Genomic DNA, 17,935 nt, shown 5'->3' on the forward strand with positions numbered 1-17,935 from the left:
CACCAGCACGATGTCGTAAAGCAGCGTCGAATTGACGACACGCGTGTTGATCGAATGCAGGCTGGCCGCGGTCAAAAGGCCGGCGATCAGGGCGACGAATGCTGACAGCACGTAACGCAGGACCAGCATCGGCCGCACCGGAATGCCGATATTGCGCGCCGCGACCGGATTGTCGCCGGCGAAATAGATGTAGCGGCCCCATTTGGTGTAGCGCAGGAACAGGAAGAACAGGAAGGCGAGCCCGGCGAAGACGAACACCTCGATCGGGACGTCGAGAAAGCGCAGACCGCCGAGCAGTTCCACCCAATGGCCCTGCGGCACCGGCACGGCGTCCTGCGTGATCAATTGCGAACGGACATAGCCGAAGACCAAGGAGCCGGTCGCCAACGTGACGAAGATCGCCGGTACATCGGCGTAGGCGACGAGAAAGCCGTTGAGCAGGCCGATGGCGAGCACGCCGGCCAGCACATAGGCGAAGGCGAGCCCGTCCGGCGTTCCGCTGTTGAGCAGTTGCAGGTACCAGGCGACCGACATGGCCATGATCGCAACCGCCGACAGGTCGATGCCGCGGCCGATGATGACGACAGCCATGCCCAGCGCCAGTATACCCAGCACCGAGACGGAGCGGATAATGGCGACCAGATTGTTGGCATCGATGAAGCCTGGCAGGCCTATAGCCGCGGCAACGAACAGCACCACCGCTATGGCAAAGACAATGCCTTCCTGATTCAGGCTTCTGAAGTTCAGCCAGCCGGCCATGTTCATTGTCTGCTTTCACCCCGGTGGCAGCGCTGCCACCCCTGGAGAGAAAGCTAATCGGCTCAACGCCGCTTCGTCAAATGAATCCGCGTTCAAAACGTAGGCTGGCGATGAGATTCGCAAAGTGGACGCATTGATTGCCGAATCTGGCGCAATGCCCGGAAACTCCTGCACTTTTGGCAATTGTTTGCACCGTCTCGGCGCTTGGCGAAGCACAACACCAAGGCGAAAGGCGAAGACGGAATTTAACCCTGCGATCTGGCGGAAAATTCGATTTCAGTTCCCGGCAACATGGCCGGAGACCTCGGCGCCGGCACCTCTCGGCAGCACCAGGAAACGGAACGACGCCACCAGCCCGATGACGCCGATCAGCAGGAAGGCTGCTCGAAAATCGACGAGGTCGAGCGCCGGCCGGTCTCGCGCGATCTGCGACAGGTTGAGGATCGCCGCCGCCACCGCGACGCCGAACAGCATCGCCACCTGCTGCAGCATCGAGGACAAGGTCGCCGCGGAGCTACGCTGGGCGGCGGCGATATCGGCGAAGGCCAGCGTGTTGAGCGCGGTGAACTGCATCGAGCGCGACAGGCCGGCGATCAGCATCAGCGCCACCACCAGCGCCTGCGGCGTCTGCGGCGAGATCGCCGCGCAGGCCATGATCGACATCGAGGCGATGATGCCGTTGATGACCATCACCGAGCGGAAGCCAAAGCGACGCAGCGTCGGCGTGGTCACCGTCTTCATGCCGAGATTGCCGAGGAAATAGGCCAGGATCATCATGCCGGCATCGACGGGCGATAGGCCGAAGCCGACCTGGAACAGCAGCGGCAAAAGGAACGGCGTGGCATTGATCGCCACCCGGAAGATGGTGCCGGCCGCAAGCGTCGAGATGGCGAAGGTTTGCACCTTGAACGAGGAGAGGTCGAGCAGCGGATGCGGCGCGCGGCGCAGATGCCGCACCGCTAGCCAGCCGACGACGATCCCCGCCGCGATCAGCCCCACCGTAGGCAAGGCCCCATCCTCCGGATGCGCGATGCGCTCGAGACCATAGAGCAGGCAGGCGAGCCCCAGCGACGTCAGGAAAAACCCCGGCCAGTCGAGCGGCTTGGGATCGGCTTCACGATCACCCGGTATGAAGCGGGCGACCAACACCAGCCCGATCGCGCCGAGCGGGATGTTGATGAAGAAATTCCAGTGCCAGGACAGATAGGTGGTGATGAAACCGCCAAGCACCGGGCCGACCACGGGCGCGAAGAGCGCCGGCCAGGTGATCAGCGCCGTGGCGTTGAGCAATTCGGATTTCGACGCGTTGCGCAGGACCAGGATGCGGCCGACCGGCGTCATCAAGGCGCTGCCCAGGCCCTGCACGGCACGGGCAACGACGAATTCGGTCAGACTCCCGGAGAAGCCGCAGGCGAGCGACGCCAGCGTGAACAGCGCGATGGCTGCGAGGAAAATGTTACGCGCGCCGAACCGGTCGGCGAGCCACCCCGACAGCGGCACGAACACCGCCATGGTCAGCATGTAGACGGTGATGCCGAGGCTCATCGCCACCGCCGGCACGCCGAAGGAAGCGCCCATCTGCGGCAGCGACGTCGAGATGATCGTCGAATCCAGCAGTTGCATGAAGAAGGCGATGGCGACGATCAGCGCCACGCGCCGCGAATTCGTGGCTGTCTCGGGCAAGGCTTCATTTTCGGGAATGGCCGTCATGTCGGGTCGGTTTCAACAACATTTAGCCAACTGCGTCCAGAGATGGACCAACAAACTTTCGTGTCGCATCGCCGCCTGTTATGGAATGAATGGGCCTCGGTCTTAAACAACAGGAACCGTGCGCGCATGAAGCCTATCTATATCGACTACCTCAACGCCCTCGACATCGAAGCGCTTGCCATGGCCGATGGCGAGATCATCGACGCCGTCGAGGCCGGGCTCGTTGCGCAAGGCAAGGGCCAGACGGTGATCGAGCCGCGTGTCCACCTCGAACCCGACCCATCCTTCCACGGCCATTTCAATGTCTTGCGCGGCTACGTCGCGCCGCTCGATACGGCCGGCGTGAAAATCGTCGGCGACTATGTCGACAATTATCTTCACGGCCTGCCGTCGGAATTCGGCATCCTCAATTTGTTCGATCCACGCACCGGCACGCCGCGCGCCATTCTCGACGCCACGGTCATCACCGACATGCGCACCGGCGCCGTCACCGCCATCGGCGCCAAGCACTTGGCACGCAAGAACGCGAAGGTGCTCGCCCATATCGGCGCGCGCGGCACTGCGTACTGGAATGTGCGCCTGCTCGACCATCTCTTCGATTTCGATGAGATCCGCGTCCATTCGCGTCGCCCAGAAAGTCGCGATGGCTTTGCCGCAAAACTCTCCGCCGACCTCGGCAAGCCCGTCACCGCGGTCGCCGACTGGGAGAGCTGCGTCAAAGGCGCCGACATCGTCGTCGAAGCCTCACGCCTGCCCGAGCCGCAGCCCCTTCTCAAGACCGAATGGATCAAGCCGGGCGCGCTTGTCGTTCCCTATGGCACGATGAGCGCGGTGGAGCTGTCGCTGACCGACATCATGCAGAAGTTGGTCGTCGACGACTGGGGCCAGTGCAAGGGCGGCAAATTCGGCTCGCTGCGCGCGCATGTCGAGACCGGGCGGTTGAGCGAAAAGACGCTGCATGCCGAACTCGGCCAGATCGCCGCCGGCCTCAGGCCGGGACGGCAGGGTGACGACGAAACCATCCTCTTCTGGCATCGCGGCCTGTCGCTCTCCGACATTGCGCTCGGCAAGGCGATGCTGGCCAAGGCGCAGGCGCAAGGCATTGGCCAAAGGCTGCGCTTCGCATGAGCGCGCTCGTCCTCACCGGGGCCGGCGTCAGTGTCGACGATGTCGCCGCCGTCGCCCGCGAGGCACGCAAGGTGGAGATCGGAGCCAATGTCATCGGCAGGCTGGAGAAGGCGCGAAAGGTGCTCGACCAGGCGGCGGCCTCCGGCCAGCAGATCTACGGCCTGAACACCGGGCTCGGCGCCAATCTTCGCACCTCGGTCGAGGGTGACGCCAGCGCCTTCCAGCGCCAGTTGCTCGAGGGCCGCAGCGGGGCGGTCGGCGAAGCGCTGCCCGTCGAGGCCGTGCGCGCCACCATGCTTGCCCGTCTGACAATGTTGTCGGCCGGTGGCTCCGGCCTGTCGCCCGCCGTGTTCGTAGCCCTGGTCGAAGTCCTCAACGCCGGCGTCCATCCAGTGATGCCGTCGCTCGGCTCGATCGGCGCCGGCGACCTGGTGCTGATGACCGCGATCGCCCGCCTGCTGATCGGCGAAGGTGAAGCCGATTACCAGGGAAGGCGCATGCCGGCGGTCAAGGCACTGATGATGGCCCGCCTCGGCCCCATAGGCCTAGCGCCCAAGGATGGGCTGTCGCTGATCAACGCTTCTGCCATCTCCGTCGGCGGCGGCGCGCTTGCGGTCACGGACGCGCTGTCGGCTCTTGCCCAGCAGCACCAGGCCGGCGCGCTGACCATGGAAGGTTTCGGCGCCAACCGCACCATCCTCGATCCCCGCCTGCACATGGCGCGGCCCGCCGCCGGCCAGCAGGAAGCCGCCAAGGCGCTGCATGATCTTCTCGCCCGCGACGAAGCGCCCGCGACCACCACCATACAGGACCCGCTCTCGATCCGCTGCATGCCCTCGATCCATGGCGCGCTGATCGAGGCGATCGGCCAGGCAAGACGCGCCGTCGAGACCGAACTCAATGCCGCCGCCGACAACCCGCTGGTTCTGAGCGACGACGAGCTGGTGCTGTCGACCGGCAACTTTCACACCGCTTCGCTGGCGCTCGCCTTCGAGACGCTAAGCCTGGCAATCGCTCAATGTGCGGCCGCCAGTGCCGCCCGCTTCATCCAGCTCACCGGTTCGGGCCGCAACGGTCTGCCCAAATATCTCTCGCCGGTCGGTGGCGCCTCGGCTGGTTTGGTGCCGCTGCAGAAGACCGTGACGTCGATCCTGGCCGCCATCCGCCACAAGGCCAATCCGGTGATGCTCGACTTCCTGCCGGTTTCGGAAGGCGTGGAGGATCACGCCACCCAGACGCCGCTGGTGGTTTCGAAATGCGCCGACATGATCGCGCTGTGGCGGCGGCTGATCGCCTTCGAACTGATGGCCGCCGCCCAGGCCGTGGATATGCGTCAAGGGTTGACGCCGGCGCCACGCACCGCAGCGGTTCAAACAGCCGTGCGCGGGCTCGTCCCAACCCTGAAGGAAGACAGGCCTCTCGGCATCTACGCCGAAGCACTCTACGCCGCGCTGACCGGCGGCACATGGCAGGCCTTATGCCGTTTCTGACATGCCATCAATATGCCGACGAAGGGTCATCAGAAAATTTTTTATTTGGGTAGAGATGCTTCTTCTGCCACTTCAGCCCATAAAACAGTGTTCCATGTATTCCGTTGACTTCAGTTTTCTTTTGTCGACCCTTATTTAAGGAATCCTGAAATCGTTTGCCTCTCTTACTTCCAACGCGCTTAAAGAAATCTTCAATGAATTCTATATCCTGACCGTTCGGAAACATCAATTCAAAGTCCTCATCCGACACTGCATAGATATTATACGCCGAATTGATGGCTCCATCGATCAATTGAACATTTTTCATTGACGCATTGCTCCCGAAAAATCGTGTGGCTCGGCCACAGGATACCAGCAAGCGACCTTACGACTGGCCTACCTTGTCCAGAAACAGCTTTAGCTCGGCTGGGTCCATATGCACGATGTGCCTGTCCTCGGGATAGGCGCCGCTGTTGACGTCGGCGACATATTCGGAGAATGCCGCCACCCGCTCCGCCTGCAGCCGATCGTATTCGGCGGCGAAATTGCGGTAGATCTTCGAGTGGCGCGGCATGTGGCCACGGTTCTGGCCAAGAATGTCGTCGGCGAACAGATATTGCGCGTCGCAGCCGGTACCCGCACCCATCGACAGCATGATCAGCGAGGTGCGCTCCGAGATAGCCTTCGCCACCTCGACTGGTACAACTTCTATTTCGGCGCCGATCGCACCGGCAGCCTCCAGTTGCTTGACCGCTTCGAACACCTGCATCGCCGTATCGGCGGTCTTGCCGACCGCCTTGAAGCCGCCGGTCCAGGTCGCGCGGGAAGGAATGAGGCCGACATGGCCGATGACGGGAATGGCATCGTCCGCCATCCGTTTGATGGTGGCGTAGCCCGCGCTGCAATAGACCGCGTCGGCGCCGGCCTTGTAGAGCCGGAAGGCCCAGCGCACGAAATCATCCGCGGTGCCGATCTCGAAGAAATTGTCGCCCGGCATGGTGAACAGGCTGGGTGCGGCATCGCGATATTGCGGGTTGAGCACCAGTTCGGGCGGCACCGAGACGATGTCGACCCCTGCCCGCTCGGCGGCTTCCGCCTCGTCCAGCGTCAGCACGCGCAGCATTGTCAGCTGACGCTTGCCCTTCATGGCGCGCAAATCGGCGACGGTCGGTCTCTTTCGGCTCATTAAAGCGTTCCCCTCTATTGCTTGCCGTCGCGGTGCCGGATCGGTGGATCATGCAGCGCTTCAGATCTGGATCATCACCTTGCCGGCCTCGATCTTCACCGGATAGGTCGCGAGATTGACGCAGACCGGCGCGCCCTTGGCCTGGCCGGTCTTGTAGTTGAAGCGGCCATTGTGCTTGGGGCATTCGATGATGTCGTCCATGACAAGCCCGTCGGCCAGATGCGCCTTTTCATGCGTGCAAAAACCGTCGGTGGCGAAGAACTCGTCATCCGGCGAGCGATAGATCGCGAAGGTCCGCCCACCATGGTCGAAGCGGATGACATCCTCTTCCTCGACATCGTCCACCGCGCACGCTTCAACCCAATCGGCCATCTCTATCTCCTGCGGACATTCGCGATCGCTACTCGGCCGCCGCCGACATATCGACCTCGTGGAACTCACCGCGATAGGGCCTGGCCGTCGGCGGCAGTTCGCGCTTGAGGTAATGATCCTCGTATTTCAGCTGCCTGAGCAGGACCGGCCAGACCTCGCGGTAGGCGTGCCACATCGACGGATTGGGCTTCGGCAGATCGTGCTTGATCAGTTCATGCAGCCTGGGCAGCGCGTGATACGGCACCATCGGGAACATGTGGTGCTCCACATGGTAATTCATGTTCCAGTAGATGAACCGGCTGATCGGGTTCATGTAGACGGTGCGTGTGTTCAGCCGATGGTCGACGACATTGTCGGCGAGCCCGATATGCTGCAGCAGGCCGGTCGTGACCATGTGCCAGGTGCCGTAGAGGCGCGGCAGGCCGATCAGCACCAGCGGTATCCATGACCTCAGCGCGATCGCGAGGGCGATCGTCGCCACATAGATCGCGACATGCCACCGGGCCGCGACCACGGCCTTATGCTGTTCCATCTCGGGGATATAGCTCTTCTCTTCGTCGGATAACGTGCCGAATGCCTGCCGCACCAGCGTCGGCAGCGAATAGCGAAAGTCGAGAATGCCGGTGAAGGCGAGCGCCGCCTTCAACAGGTCCGGCGGACGCATGACCGCGATCTCGGCGTCGCGGCCGACGATGATGGTGTCGGTGTGGTGGCGGGCATGGCTCCAGCGCCATTGCACGGGATTGCGCATCAGCATGAACGAGGCGATGTGGTAGACGACATCGTTCATCCAGCGCGTGCGAAAAGCCGTGCCATGGCCGCATTCGTGCCAGCGCGAGTCGCTCGACGAGCCGTAGAGCACGCCATAGACGAACAGGAACGGCACCACCCACCACGAACCCCAGAACCAGATGATACCCACGGCCGAACCCAGGATCGCGACAATCCAGATGATGGTGTCGCGGATCGCCGGGCCGTCGGAACGCTGCATCAGTTCCTTCATCGCCTTGCGCGGCACGTCGGTATGGTACCACTCGGCCGAGGCAAGCCCGGTCTCGATCGCTGCCCTGGTGCTTTCGCCGACCAGGCTGTAGTCGCGCTTTTTCGCCATCGTCGTCAAATTGGCCTCCAATCGTCGCGCAGCGCTGGCAATCCGGTCCGCCGGCCGGAGGGCTTGCTTTGAATAAATGTCGCGCTCATGTCCTGCCGGCCAGTCTTGGAAAATTTTCTGAAGGCTGAGGATAATCCTGCTCGGGCTGCCGGGCGATATCCGCGATCCTGGCTTCGGCGCCAGCGATTTCCTCCTTGCCGTCGAGGACGCGGAACACCGCGTCGTAGGCCCGGCTTTCGCCATGCTCCAGCCAGATCATCTCACCGCGCTCGCGGGCAGCGAGATCGCCGAGCACATGGTGGGTCGATGGCTCTATCCCCAGAGCGTACTGCCCGGCCTGGAAATTCTGCCATTGGTAGGCACACGGCAACTGATCCTTGCGGGTCGCCACTTCGAAGCCGAGGCCGAGCCGGTCGTTGACGACGGCCACCGGAACCTCGCCATGGGCGTCGGCGGCCATTTCGTGCTGCCAGACCTGCTCCCTGAAGTGCCGTTGCGGCGCCGGCGCGGTGCGATAGCCGACACTCTGCGCCTCGTAGCGCTCGCCGGCATGGCTGGCCCAGACGACGTCGCGGATCGGCGCCAGATAACGGGAGCCTTCGTCCAGCAAGGGATGGCTGACATTGACATGGTAGAAATACATATGCGGGGTGCGGTTGAAGCCGTGGTTGACGACATGGTCCGAAAGCCGGATCTCGTTACCCCCGACATCGGCTTCGATGCGGCGAGTGAGATGCAGATCCTCGCCAAACACCGCCGACTGCTGCACGATGCCTTCTGCCCACAGCACGCAGCGGTCGCCCTCCCAGCGCTCGCCATAGCCGGTCAGCCGCGCCGGGATGGTACCGACACGACCATGCAGCGAATGAAGCACCGTCTTCTTCCCAGGATAGTTGTAGCTCTCGGCCGGCACTTCTTCCCGCCCCAGAATGTGGTCGAGGCCGCAGGTGACGAGCAGGCCCGAGAAGGACCGCGCCCAGGCCAGCCCCGCTTCCCCTTCATAGTCGTGCAAGCCCGGATGGCGAAAGCCGCTCGGCGAATGCCAGCCGATCGCCTGGCCCTTGAAGTCGCAATCGGCGATGTCGAGCGCCCGGTCGACGAGCGCGGTGAAGCGCAGGCCCGAGCCGGTGCGGAATTCGAGCATGCGGATGCCGCGCTCCAACCCGTCGCCGAGCGTCATCAGCCGCACGCCCGCGAATTGCGACAGCTGGCCTGACCGCTCGGCCACTTGCCGGCGCGACAGCGTCTTGCCGTAAAGCTCTACCATGCGACGCCCTTCACTTTGCCCTCGCCTCCTTGAGCAAGGCCGACATGTCGGCGCCGGTGATGATGCTTTCCACGGTCAGGAGGTCGGTGTCGGCGACCGTCTGTTCGGCGACGATCTCGCCGCGCCGCATCACGACGATGCGGTCGGCGACCTGGAAGACATGGTGGATGTTGTGGGTGATGAGCAGCACCGAATGGCCGGCGTCGCGTACCTCCTTGACGAAACGCAGCACACCGTGGGTTTCCTCGACGCCGAGATTGTTGGTCGGCTCGTCGAGAATGATCACCTTGGCGGCGAACTGCATGGCGCGCGAGATGGCGATCGACTGCCGCTCGCCGCCCGACAGCGTCGAGACCAGCGCATCAGCGTCGAGTTTCTTCGAGATGCCGACGCGCTTGAGGAGTTCGGAAGCGGCTTTGCGCAGCTTCGCGAGATCGAGCGGCGCGAACACGCCGAGCCAGCCGAAATTGACCGGCTCGCGGCCGAGGAAAAGATTACGAGCGATGCTGAGATCAGGCGCCAGTGAGGTGTCCTGATGGATGGTCTCGATGCCGAGGTCCATCGCATCCCGAGTCGAGCGGATCGAAACCTTTTCGCCGCGTACAAAGATGTCGCCACGATCGACAGGGAAGACACCCGAGATCGCCTTGATCAGCGTCGATTTTCCGGCGCCGTTGTCGCCTAGCAGAGCCACCACCTCGCCTTCCCGCAGTGTCAGCGAAGCGTTCTTCAGCGCGCGCACGCTGCCGAAGGACTTTTGCAGGTTCTGCAGCCGAAGTACTTCTTGCACCATCGTCAGCCCCTTGCGGCGTTCTTCTGCAGCAAAGCGTGCAGGATGAGCATGGCGAGGATGATGAGGCCGACAAAGATGTTGTAGGCGAGCCCCGGCACGCCGATCAGTACGATGCCGTTGCGGATGGCGCGCAGCATCAGCGCGCCGACGATGGTGCCGAGGATGGTGCCGCGTCCGCCGGTCAGCGCCGTGCCGCCCACCACCACCATGGCGATCACTTCCAGCTCGTAGCCGGTGCCGGCCACCGGTGAGGCGGCCGAGATGCGGAAGGCACTGATCATGCCAGCAAGGCCGGCCAGCACCGAGGTCGCGATGAACAGCCATATCTTGACCGTATCGGCCGGCACGCCTCGCGCCACCGCCGCGTTGCGATTGGAGCCGATGGCGCTGATCCAGTTGCCGAGCTTGGCGTAACGCAGGATGTAGATGGCAAACAGCGAGAGGCCGATGAACCACCACAGCGAGGTGTAGAAGCGAAACGAGCCGATGTTGAAGCTGCCGGCGAGCAGCGTCACGAAGAAGCCGGGCTGGTCCCAGGATTTCAGCGGAAAGCCTTGCGTGATGTAAAGCGCTGCCCCGCGTACGACGAGCAACATCGACAGCGTCACCAGGAAGGAGGAGATGCCGATCTTGGTGACGATCAGCCCGTTGATCGCGCCGATCGCGATACAAAGCAGCAGCCCGGCCAGAAGCGCGACACCTATATCCACCCCGCCATTTTGCACCAGCAGCATCACCACCACCGGCGCCAGCCCAAACACCGCGCCGACGGAAAGATCGAATTCGCCTGCCGTCAAAAGCAGCGTCATGCCGAGTGCGATGATGCCGAGCTCGGGCAGGAACGCCATCATGTTGGAGATGTTGAGCGGCGACAGGAAATTGGCGTCGGCGACCGCGAATACCGCCAGCAAAATGAGGAGGATGACGAAGGAGGAGAATTGCGGCGAGCGCAGCAGGCGCGATCTGCCTTTCACCCCCGGCACTTCGTCTTCTGCGGCAATTGTCATGACTGCTTGAACCATGCTTGAAAAGACGCCCGCCGCTTTTCCGGCGGGCGCTGTTTTTCTCATTTCTTGTCGTAAAGCTTCAGGATCGGGTCGACGCTGGAGGCGTCGTAGAGACCGAAAGTGTGGATGTCGTAGCCGATCGGCTCGCCTGACGCGGCAAGCCCGAGCAGCGCCACCGGCATGAAGCCTTGCGCAGAGGGATATTGCCAGGCGGCGGCATTGACGAAGCCGTCCTTGACGGCTTGTGCCGTCTCCTTCGAATTGCCCCAGCCGACGACGGGGATCTTGCCCGCCGGCACGCCGGCGCCATCGAACACGCGCTTGACGCTGGCGGCAACGGAATCGCCGAGCGCGATGATCGCCGGCGGATTGTTGGCGACCATGTAGTCGGTCATCTTGGCGATGATGCCAGCCGGATCGGTGCCGCAATCGACCACGTCATATTTGATCCCCAAGGGATCGAAAACGCTGGCGATGCCCTCGGTCTCGAGCTGCTGGTAACTGGCGCCGGGAACCTCGACCGGCAGGAAAACCTTGTCGCCCTGCTTCACCATCTTGTGGTCGACCAGATATTTGGCCCAGATGACACCCGCTTCTTTCAGGTCCGCGCCGACATAGGCCTGCCGCCCTGTCGCCGGATCGTCGGTGTTGAAGAACACGATCGGGATGCCAGCCGCCTTGGCTGCTTTCACCTCCTCCGTCCACAGGCCCGGCTGCGCGGACGTGGTGGCGATGCCGTCGGGCTTTGCGGCAAGCGCCGAGTTGAAGGCTTCCTTCTGCGCCGCCATGTCGCCGCCGCTGAAGGAAATCTTGCAGGTTACCTTGAGCTGGTCGCAGGCCTTGGTCGCACCGGCGTTCCAGTCGATCCAGAACGCATCCGACGGACCGCCATGCGACAAGAGATAGAAGGTCTTCTGGCCGTCCTGCGCCTGCGCCGCCGTGCCAAGGGCGACGCCGGCGAGCACTGTCGCGGAGGCCGCCAATTTCAATGCGAATTTCAACATTCTTTCCTCCCTTGTTTGAAGCCGCGCCGCCGTGCACTGGTGGCGCGGCTAGCCGTCACAGGCCGTTGGCGCGGAATTTCCCGTCGAGGAATGTCTTGGCGCGCGGCACGTCGTCTTCCGACAGATGCTCGATGATCACCGGTATGTTCGGATGCTTTTCGGCCAGCCGCTGGAGGTAGAGGTCGTAGTTCAGCGAGCCAAGGCCGGGCGCCGGCAGTTCGATTTCGCCAACCCCGCGGAACGTATGGCTTTCCATCGCGTCGGCATCGCCGATGTCGGCGTGCTTCTCCGACTTGTCATCGCCTGAGCGCTTGACGTCCTTGGCATGCGCTATTCTGATCTTGTCGGTCAGCGTGTCGAACACCTGGTTCAGGATCTGGTCCATCCGGTCGATGTTGTGCGTCTCGAAATAATTGGTCGGGTCCATCAGCAGGCCAAGGCCTGGATGGTCGACCTGCGCGAACATCTTCACCGTCTCCTCGACCGAGCCGACGACGTTGTTGACATAGGTTTCGAGCAGGAAGACCGCGCCATGGTCGTAAGCCGTCTGGGCAAGATCGGCGATGACCTTGCGGCATTCCTCAAAACCTTCCTCGGTCTTGTTCTTGGGGTGATGCACCCAGTCGGATTCGGTGTTGTAGGTGCCGGTCTCCGAGATCACGTAAGGGCTGCCGAACTCGCGCGCATTGCGGATGATCTCCTTGAGATAACCGACGCGCTTGTCGCGCTCCGCCTTGTCGGGATGGATGATGTTGGTGTAGCCCGACACGCAGCAGACCGGCAGGTTGTGGTCGCGGAAGACGTCGCGCACCTTCCTGGCCTTGTCCTTGGTGATCTGCCCAGCCGACAGGTCGACATCCCTGAAGTGCAGGTCGAGTTGCACCGTGTTGAAACCGAGCCCGCGGATCTTCTTTGCCGTCTCTTCGAGGCCGTACGGGAAATAGCCCGTGAAAATACCTGCCTGCATCATGATCTTGAATTCCTCCCTGTAAGCGATTCAGTTGTCTGCGATTTCAGTTAGTTGCGTTTGTGGAGATTTCGGAAAGCTTGACCGTGCGGCCCGATGCCATCGAGCGATAGCCCGCTTCGACCAGCGCCATGGTCTTGACGTTGTCGGCAACGGTGAGCGCCGGCGGCGTACCGGTCTTCACGGCGTGCTGCAGCTGCTCCATGACGCCGATGAAGGCATGCGGGAACCACATCGTCTCCCAGCTTGGAGTTACCCACTCGCCACCGGTCGTTTCGGCCGAAGCATAGGTCAGCGTCGAAGCAGCACCGGTCGGCCAGCCGATCGTGCCCTTGGCAACGCCCTTGGTGCCGTCGACGCGCCAGTTGATGTGCTGGTCGTCCTTGTAGCCGTCCTGGCGCGGGCCAGACCACACATCCTCCAGCGAGACGGCGAGCACACCCGACGGGAAGCGCAGTGTCGAGACGGTGATGCCGTCGGAATGGTCGAATGTCGTGCGCGGATCCTTGCGCGTCAGCGTCGTGATCTCATCGGGATCGCCGAACAGGAAGCGCAGCACGTCAAGGTGGTGCACGCTCATATTGGCAAGCGTCAGCCGGTCGTAACCCTGAAGGAAGGTCTGCCAGTGCGGAATGGCGTGCATGTCGATCTGCGCGAAGACGATGTCTCCGAGCGCGCCACTGTCGATGAGCTGCTTCAACACGCGCATCGACTGGTCGTAGCGCATGTTCTGGTTGACCGAGAGTATCTTGCCGGCCTTCGCCGCCTCGTCGCGCAACTTGACGGCTTCCTCGACCGACAGCGCCAGCGGCTTCTGAGCCAGGATCGCCTTGATGTGGTTCTGCTTCAGCGCATGGCGGATCAGCGCCGGCTGCTGGTCCGGCGGAAACGCGAGGTCGATGATCTCGACATCTGCATCCTCGATCAGCTGTTCCGGGGTGTCGTGGACGGTCGGGATACCCCAACGGTCGGCGACCTTTTGCGCATTCGCCTTGGTACGCGAGGCGATCGCCACGACCGGAAAGCCAGCGTCCTTATAGGCGGCCAGATGGCATTCGGCCATGATCATGCCGGCGCCGACGCAGCCGATCCGATATTCCTTCGTGCGGACCTTCACATCCGGCTCGAAGCCCTTGCCTGTCATGCCTTCCTCCCGAAATCCTGTCCTTGCGGCCGCGTTCATCTTGCCAACGCGCCTCCGCCCTGTCCGAAATAATGCACGCGCGCCGGCTCGCAGGATATCGCCACCATCGCGTCGGGCCTGATGTCAGGCTGGCCGCGCAGCAAAGCCTTCAGCCGCGCTTGCCCGGCGGCGAGTGTCACCACGGTATAGCCGCCAAGCGGCTCGACCTCGAACACCCGCGCCGGGCGGCCGGCGCTCTCCTTCTCGGTGTCGCTCCAGGGCCTGACCTTGATATCCTCCGGCCTCAGCCCGATCTCGACGGCGTCGGCCGGAGCCGTGCGATCGGCGATGCTGATCGCGCCTTCGGCGGCCTCGATGCCGCCCTCGCCTTGAACGGATTTGAGGATGTTCATGACAGGCGACCCCAGCAGCCGCGCCACGTAGGTGCTGGCCGGGCGATCATAGATCTCGGCCGGCGCGCCGATCTGCCGGATCCTTCCGCTTTCCAGTATGGCCATGCGGTCGGCGATCGACATCGCCTCTTCCTGGTCGTGCGTGACATAGATCAGCGTCTTGCCGAGCTCACGCTGGATGCGCTTCAGTTCGACGCGCGTTTCCTCGCGCAGCCGCGCGTCGAGCGCCGAGATCGGATCGTCCATCAGATAGGCGTTGGGGTCGCGCACCAGGGCGCGGGCGATCGCCACCCGCTGCCGCTCGCCGCCCGAAAGCAGTGCCGGCGGCTTGTGCAGGATATGGCCGATATGCAGCTTGGCCGCGACATCGGCGACGCGCCGTTTGATATCGACCTCGGCGACCCGGCGCTCGACCAGCGGGAAACGGACATTGTCGAGCGCGCTCATATGCGGGAACAGCGCCAAGTTCTGGAACACCATGGCGACATTGCGCTCTGCTGGCGACACCGTGTTGACGGGCTTGCCGCCGATGAGGATTTCGCCGGCATCCGGCGTCTCCAGCCCGAGCACCAGGCGCAGGATTGTCGACTTGCCCGACAGCGGCGGCCCGAAGAAGCAGAAGAACTCGTTGTCGTTGACAGTGAACGAGGCGTCGTCGACGGCGAGCATCGTGCCGTAGCGTTTCGTGACATTGCGGAAGACGATGTCGGCCATGGCTCAACCCGCTCTCATCGCAAGGCCGCTAACGGCGTCGAAGACCCGCACTGACGACGCCGCGGGTGCGACGACCGCGGTTTGCCCTATCGACAGCCCGACATCATTGTCGAAGACCGCTTTCACGGCGCCGTCGCCCTGGCCGAGGTGAACGATGGTGCGCGCGCCGATGCGCTCGACGAAAGTGACAGGCATGGCAAGCCCGCGTCCATTCTCCGCCAGGGCTACCTGTTCCGGCCGAAAGCCGTAGAGCACCTCCCCGCGAGCACCGCGCACGCTGGCCGCCAGCTCATCCGGCAATGGCGGCGAGACCCCAAGCGCCCCGAGATCGACGACCAGACTCCGGTCGCTCTCCGCAGGTCGGCCCTTGAGCAGGTTCATGCCCGGCGCGCCGATGAAGCGGGCGACGAATACATTGGCCGGATTGTTGTAGACCTCGAGCGGCGTGCCGACCTGCTGCAGCACGCCGTGGTCCATGACCGCGATACGGTCGGCCATGGTCATGGCTTCCAGCTGGTCGTGCGTGACGTAGACCATGGTCTGCTTGAACTGGCGTTGCAGCTGTTTCAGCTCGGTGCGCATCACCGCGCGGAAGGCGGCGTCGACATTGGACAGCGGCTCGTCGAGCAGGAAGATCGCCGGCTCCATGATTGCCGAGCGGCCGATCGCCACGCGCTGCAGTATGTTGACCGACAGCCGGTCGGCCTTGCGGTCGAGCAGCGGCGTCAGTTGCAGCAGCTCGGCAATCGTGCCGACGCGACGATCGATCTCGACCGTGGCGGCGCCACGCATCCTTGGCCCGTAGGCAAGGTTCTGGCGCACCGTCATATGGGTGAAGATCGCGTAGTTCTGAAACACGAAGCCAACGCCGCGCCGGCCCATCGGCACGCCGGCCATGTCGCGCTCGCCAAACAGGATCTTTCCGCTGGTCGGCTCTTCCATCCCGGCAATCATGTTCATCGTCGTTGACTTGCCGCAGCCTGAAGGCCCCAGCAGAGCCATGAACTCGCCATCGGCGATATCGAGGTCCATGGTCTTCAGCGCCGTGAAGTCGCCGAATGTCTTGGTGAGGTGCTTGAGCTGGATCGTGCTCATGCCGCCACCTGCCTTGCCCGGGCCATGCGCTTCATGGCGAACACGGCGACGATGGAGAGCACGACCAGGATGGCGAGCGCGATCGCCGCCACATAGCCCCAGATCAGATCCTGCGTGGTGACCTTGTAGATGTAGACGGAGATCGTTTCGGTGGCGACGCCGGGGCCGCCGCCGGTCATGATGTACAGCGTGTCGAAGATCTTGAAGTTCTCGATCACCCTTATCGCCAGCGCGATGATGATGATCGTCTTCATCTTCGGCAGCACGATGGTGGTAAAGCGCTGCCAGGGATTGGCGCCGAGCAGCGTTGCCGCCTTGATCTGGTCCTCCGGCACTCCGACCAGGCCGGCGAGCAGGATCAGGAACATCAGCGGCGTCCACTGCCAGATGTCGGCGATCATCACCGCGATCAGCGCCAGTGTCGGATCCGACAGCCAGGCAATGGTGACTTGCGTGCCCGTGATTGCCGACAGGATGTCGTTCACCGGGCCGCCGGACTGGAACAGCATGAAGAACATGTAGCCGGCCACCGCCGGCACCACCATCATCGGCATCAGCAGGATCGAATAGAAGATGCGCTTGCCCGGAAAATCATCGGCGAACAGCGTCGCCAGCGCCAAGCCTAACAGGAATTCGGCCGGCACGCAGACGACCATCACGATGACCGTGCGCTTCAGCGCGCTCCAGAAGCGCGCGTCGGCGGCAAGGTCGGTGTAGTTGGCGAAGCTGTTCCACATCTCCCAGGCGTTCCACCAGCCGAGGCCCGAGAGTGGCGACCAGTCGGTGACGCTGATGTAGAGCTGCATTAAGAGTGGAAAGGCCGAGATGAACAGCACCAGGATCTGCGCCGGCAAGGTCAGGCGAAAGCCCAACCGCATGCCTTCGTCGCGCAGCGCCGGCTTTGCGCGGGCCGCGTCCATCTCACCCTCCGAAATCGTCGCAACCACCGCGCTCATTGCTTGAGCGCTCCGAAAGTCAGCCCGCGCACCAGATGGCGCTGGATGGCGATGCCCATGATGACCGGCGGCACCGCCGCGATCAGCCCGAGTGCGGCCTTGGCGCCATAGAGCTGGCCGGTCATCGACGAGGACAGCGAGGCCATGTAGACGGGGATCGTCACCCATTCGCGCGTCGTCAGAAGCAGCGCGATCAGATAGTCCGACCAGTTGAGGATGAAGACGAAGAGCGCAGCACTCGCCAACGGCGCGCGCATCATCGGCAGCGTGATGCGGGTGAAGACGCGCAGCCGCGAGCAGCCCTCGACCAAGGCGGCTTCCTCGATCTCGCGCGGCATGTCGTCGAAGAAGGTCTTCATCAGCCAGAAAGCGAACGGCAGCGTGACGATGCCGTAGATCAGCGCCAGCCCCCACCAGCTGTCGGTGAAATTCAGGAAGGCCCACATGATCATCACAGGGATCATGACGGCCATCGGCGGAAACAGCCTGAGCTGGATCAGCGCCAGCGGCAGGTTCTGGCCGGAGCCGAAGCGCGACAGGCCATAGGCGGCGGCGGTACCCGCCGACATGGCGATCGCGGTGCCGAATACCGCCGACAGAAGCGACGACAGGATCGGCCTCAGCGCGGTGCGGTCGAGCGCAACGATCAGATTGTTGGTGGACTCGCCGAACACGAACTGGAAATTGCTGAGCGTCGGGTTCTTCGGCCACCATGTCAGGTCCGCACCCGTCGCCGACCATTCGGCGATCGGCTTGAAGGCCATCGACACCATCCACAGGATCGGCACCAGCGTGACGGCCATCGCCGCGAGGATCGCGGCGTAGCGGAATATCTCGAAGGGGACGGAACGCTTCATCTGG

The 17,935-nt window shown here is 63.1% G+C and carries 18 protein-coding genes; 2 read left to right on the forward strand and 16 right to left on the reverse strand.

Annotation, left to right across the window (positions count from 1 at the left end):
* Positions 1–765 (reverse strand): ABC transporter permease (locus FJ543_RS17835; protein WP_140876219.1); only part of this gene is annotated, 765 nt, incomplete at its 3' end.
* Between the two features lie 270 nt (positions 766–1,035).
* Entirely contained in the window at positions 1,036–2,469 is a 1,434-nt protein-coding gene (locus FJ543_RS17840) for a DHA2 family efflux MFS transporter permease subunit (protein ID WP_140876221.1), read from the reverse strand.
* A gap of 126 nt (positions 2,470–2,595) precedes the next feature.
* On the opposite strand from FJ543_RS17840, the gene FJ543_RS17845 reads away from it, so the two are divergent.
* Together FJ543_RS17845 and hutH are read left to right on the forward strand one after the other, a co-directional pair.
* Positions 2,596–3,597 (forward strand): ornithine cyclodeaminase family protein, encoded by a 1,002-nt coding sequence (locus FJ543_RS17845; RefSeq protein WP_140876223.1) that lies wholly within the window; start codon positions 2,596–2,598, stop codon positions 3,595–3,597.
* Positions 3,594–5,087 (forward strand): histidine ammonia-lyase, encoded by a 1,494-nt coding sequence (gene hutH / locus FJ543_RS17850; RefSeq protein WP_140876224.1) that lies wholly within the window; start codon positions 3,594–3,596, stop codon positions 5,085–5,087. The genes FJ543_RS17845 and hutH overlap by 4 nt, the downstream gene beginning before the upstream one ends.
* 7 nt (positions 5,088–5,094) lie before the next feature.
* Here the strand turns inward: hutH and FJ543_RS17855 are convergent, their stop codons facing one another.
* From FJ543_RS17855 to FJ543_RS17920, 14 genes are all read right to left on the reverse strand, one after another.
* The gene (locus tag FJ543_RS17855) at positions 5,095–5,394 is read right to left on the reverse strand and encodes a hypothetical protein (RefSeq protein ID WP_140876226.1); all 300 of its coding nucleotides are present in this window, start codon (positions 5,392–5,394) and stop codon (positions 5,095–5,097) included.
* A gap of 57 nt (positions 5,395–5,451) precedes the next feature.
* The gene (locus FJ543_RS17860; protein ID WP_140876228.1) at positions 5,452–6,252 is read right to left on the reverse strand and encodes a 3-methyl-2-oxobutanoate hydroxymethyltransferase; all 801 of its coding nucleotides are present in this window, start codon (positions 6,250–6,252) and stop codon (positions 5,452–5,454) included.
* A gap of 60 nt (positions 6,253–6,312) precedes the next feature.
* Entirely contained in the window at positions 6,313–6,624 is a 312-nt protein-coding gene (locus tag FJ543_RS17865) for a MocE family 2Fe-2S type ferredoxin (protein ID WP_023769541.1), read from the reverse strand.
* A gap of 28 nt (positions 6,625–6,652) precedes the next feature.
* Entirely contained in the window at positions 6,653–7,735 is a 1,083-nt protein-coding gene (locus FJ543_RS17870) for a fatty acid desaturase family protein (RefSeq protein WP_140876230.1), read from the reverse strand.
* Positions 7,736–7,820: 85 nt separating this feature from the next.
* Entirely contained in the window at positions 7,821–9,002 is a 1,182-nt protein-coding gene (locus tag FJ543_RS17875) for an aldose 1-epimerase family protein (protein WP_140665847.1), read from the reverse strand.
* 10 nt (positions 9,003–9,012) lie between these two features.
* Positions 9,013–9,795 carry an ATP-binding cassette domain-containing protein gene (locus FJ543_RS17880; RefSeq protein WP_140824141.1) on the reverse strand — a complete coding sequence of 261 codons (783 nt, stop codon included), beginning with the start codon at positions 9,793–9,795 and terminating at the stop codon, positions 9,013–9,015.
* A gap of 2 nt (positions 9,796–9,797) precedes the next feature.
* Complete coding sequence (locus FJ543_RS17885; protein ID WP_140725477.1) at positions 9,798–10,817, reverse strand: ABC transporter permease; 1,020 nt, start codon at positions 10,815–10,817, stop codon at positions 9,798–9,800.
* A 44-nt stretch (positions 10,818–10,861) separates the two neighbouring features.
* The gene (locus FJ543_RS17890) at positions 10,862–11,806 is read right to left on the reverse strand and encodes a substrate-binding domain-containing protein (protein WP_140876232.1); all 945 of its coding nucleotides are present in this window, start codon (positions 11,804–11,806) and stop codon (positions 10,862–10,864) included.
* 55 nt (positions 11,807–11,861) lie between these two features.
* Entirely contained in the window at positions 11,862–12,776 is a 915-nt protein-coding gene (locus tag FJ543_RS17895; RefSeq protein ID WP_015317073.1) for a sugar phosphate isomerase/epimerase, read from the reverse strand.
* 43 nt (positions 12,777–12,819) lie between these two features.
* Positions 12,820–13,917 (reverse strand): Gfo/Idh/MocA family oxidoreductase, encoded by a 1,098-nt coding sequence (locus FJ543_RS17900; protein ID WP_140876233.1) that lies wholly within the window; start codon positions 13,915–13,917, stop codon positions 12,820–12,822.
* Between the two features lie 35 nt (positions 13,918–13,952).
* The gene (locus FJ543_RS17905) at positions 13,953–15,023 is read right to left on the reverse strand and encodes an ABC transporter ATP-binding protein (protein ID WP_140876235.1); all 1,071 of its coding nucleotides are present in this window, start codon (positions 15,021–15,023) and stop codon (positions 13,953–13,955) included.
* 3 nt (positions 15,024–15,026) lie between these two features.
* Positions 15,027–16,118, reverse strand: a complete 1,092-nt coding sequence (locus FJ543_RS17910) for an ABC transporter ATP-binding protein (protein ID WP_140725468.1) — start codon at positions 16,116–16,118, stop codon at positions 15,027–15,029.
* Positions 16,115–17,074, reverse strand: a complete 960-nt coding sequence (locus tag FJ543_RS17915; protein WP_140876237.1) for a sugar ABC transporter permease — start codon at positions 17,072–17,074, stop codon at positions 16,115–16,117. Before FJ543_RS17915 ends, FJ543_RS17910 begins: the two co-directional genes overlap by 4 nt.
* On the reverse strand, positions 17,071–17,931 hold the full coding sequence (locus FJ543_RS17920; protein ID WP_140876239.1) for a carbohydrate ABC transporter permease: 861 nt from the start codon (positions 17,929–17,931) through the stop codon (positions 17,071–17,073). The genes FJ543_RS17915 and FJ543_RS17920 overlap by 4 nt, the downstream gene beginning before the upstream one ends.
* Positions 17,932–17,935: the final 4 nt, after the last annotated feature.

Source organism: Mesorhizobium sp. B2-5-7, assembly GCF_006440875.1.
Lineage (GTDB): Bacteria > Pseudomonadota > Alphaproteobacteria > Rhizobiales > Rhizobiaceae > Mesorhizobium > Mesorhizobium australicum.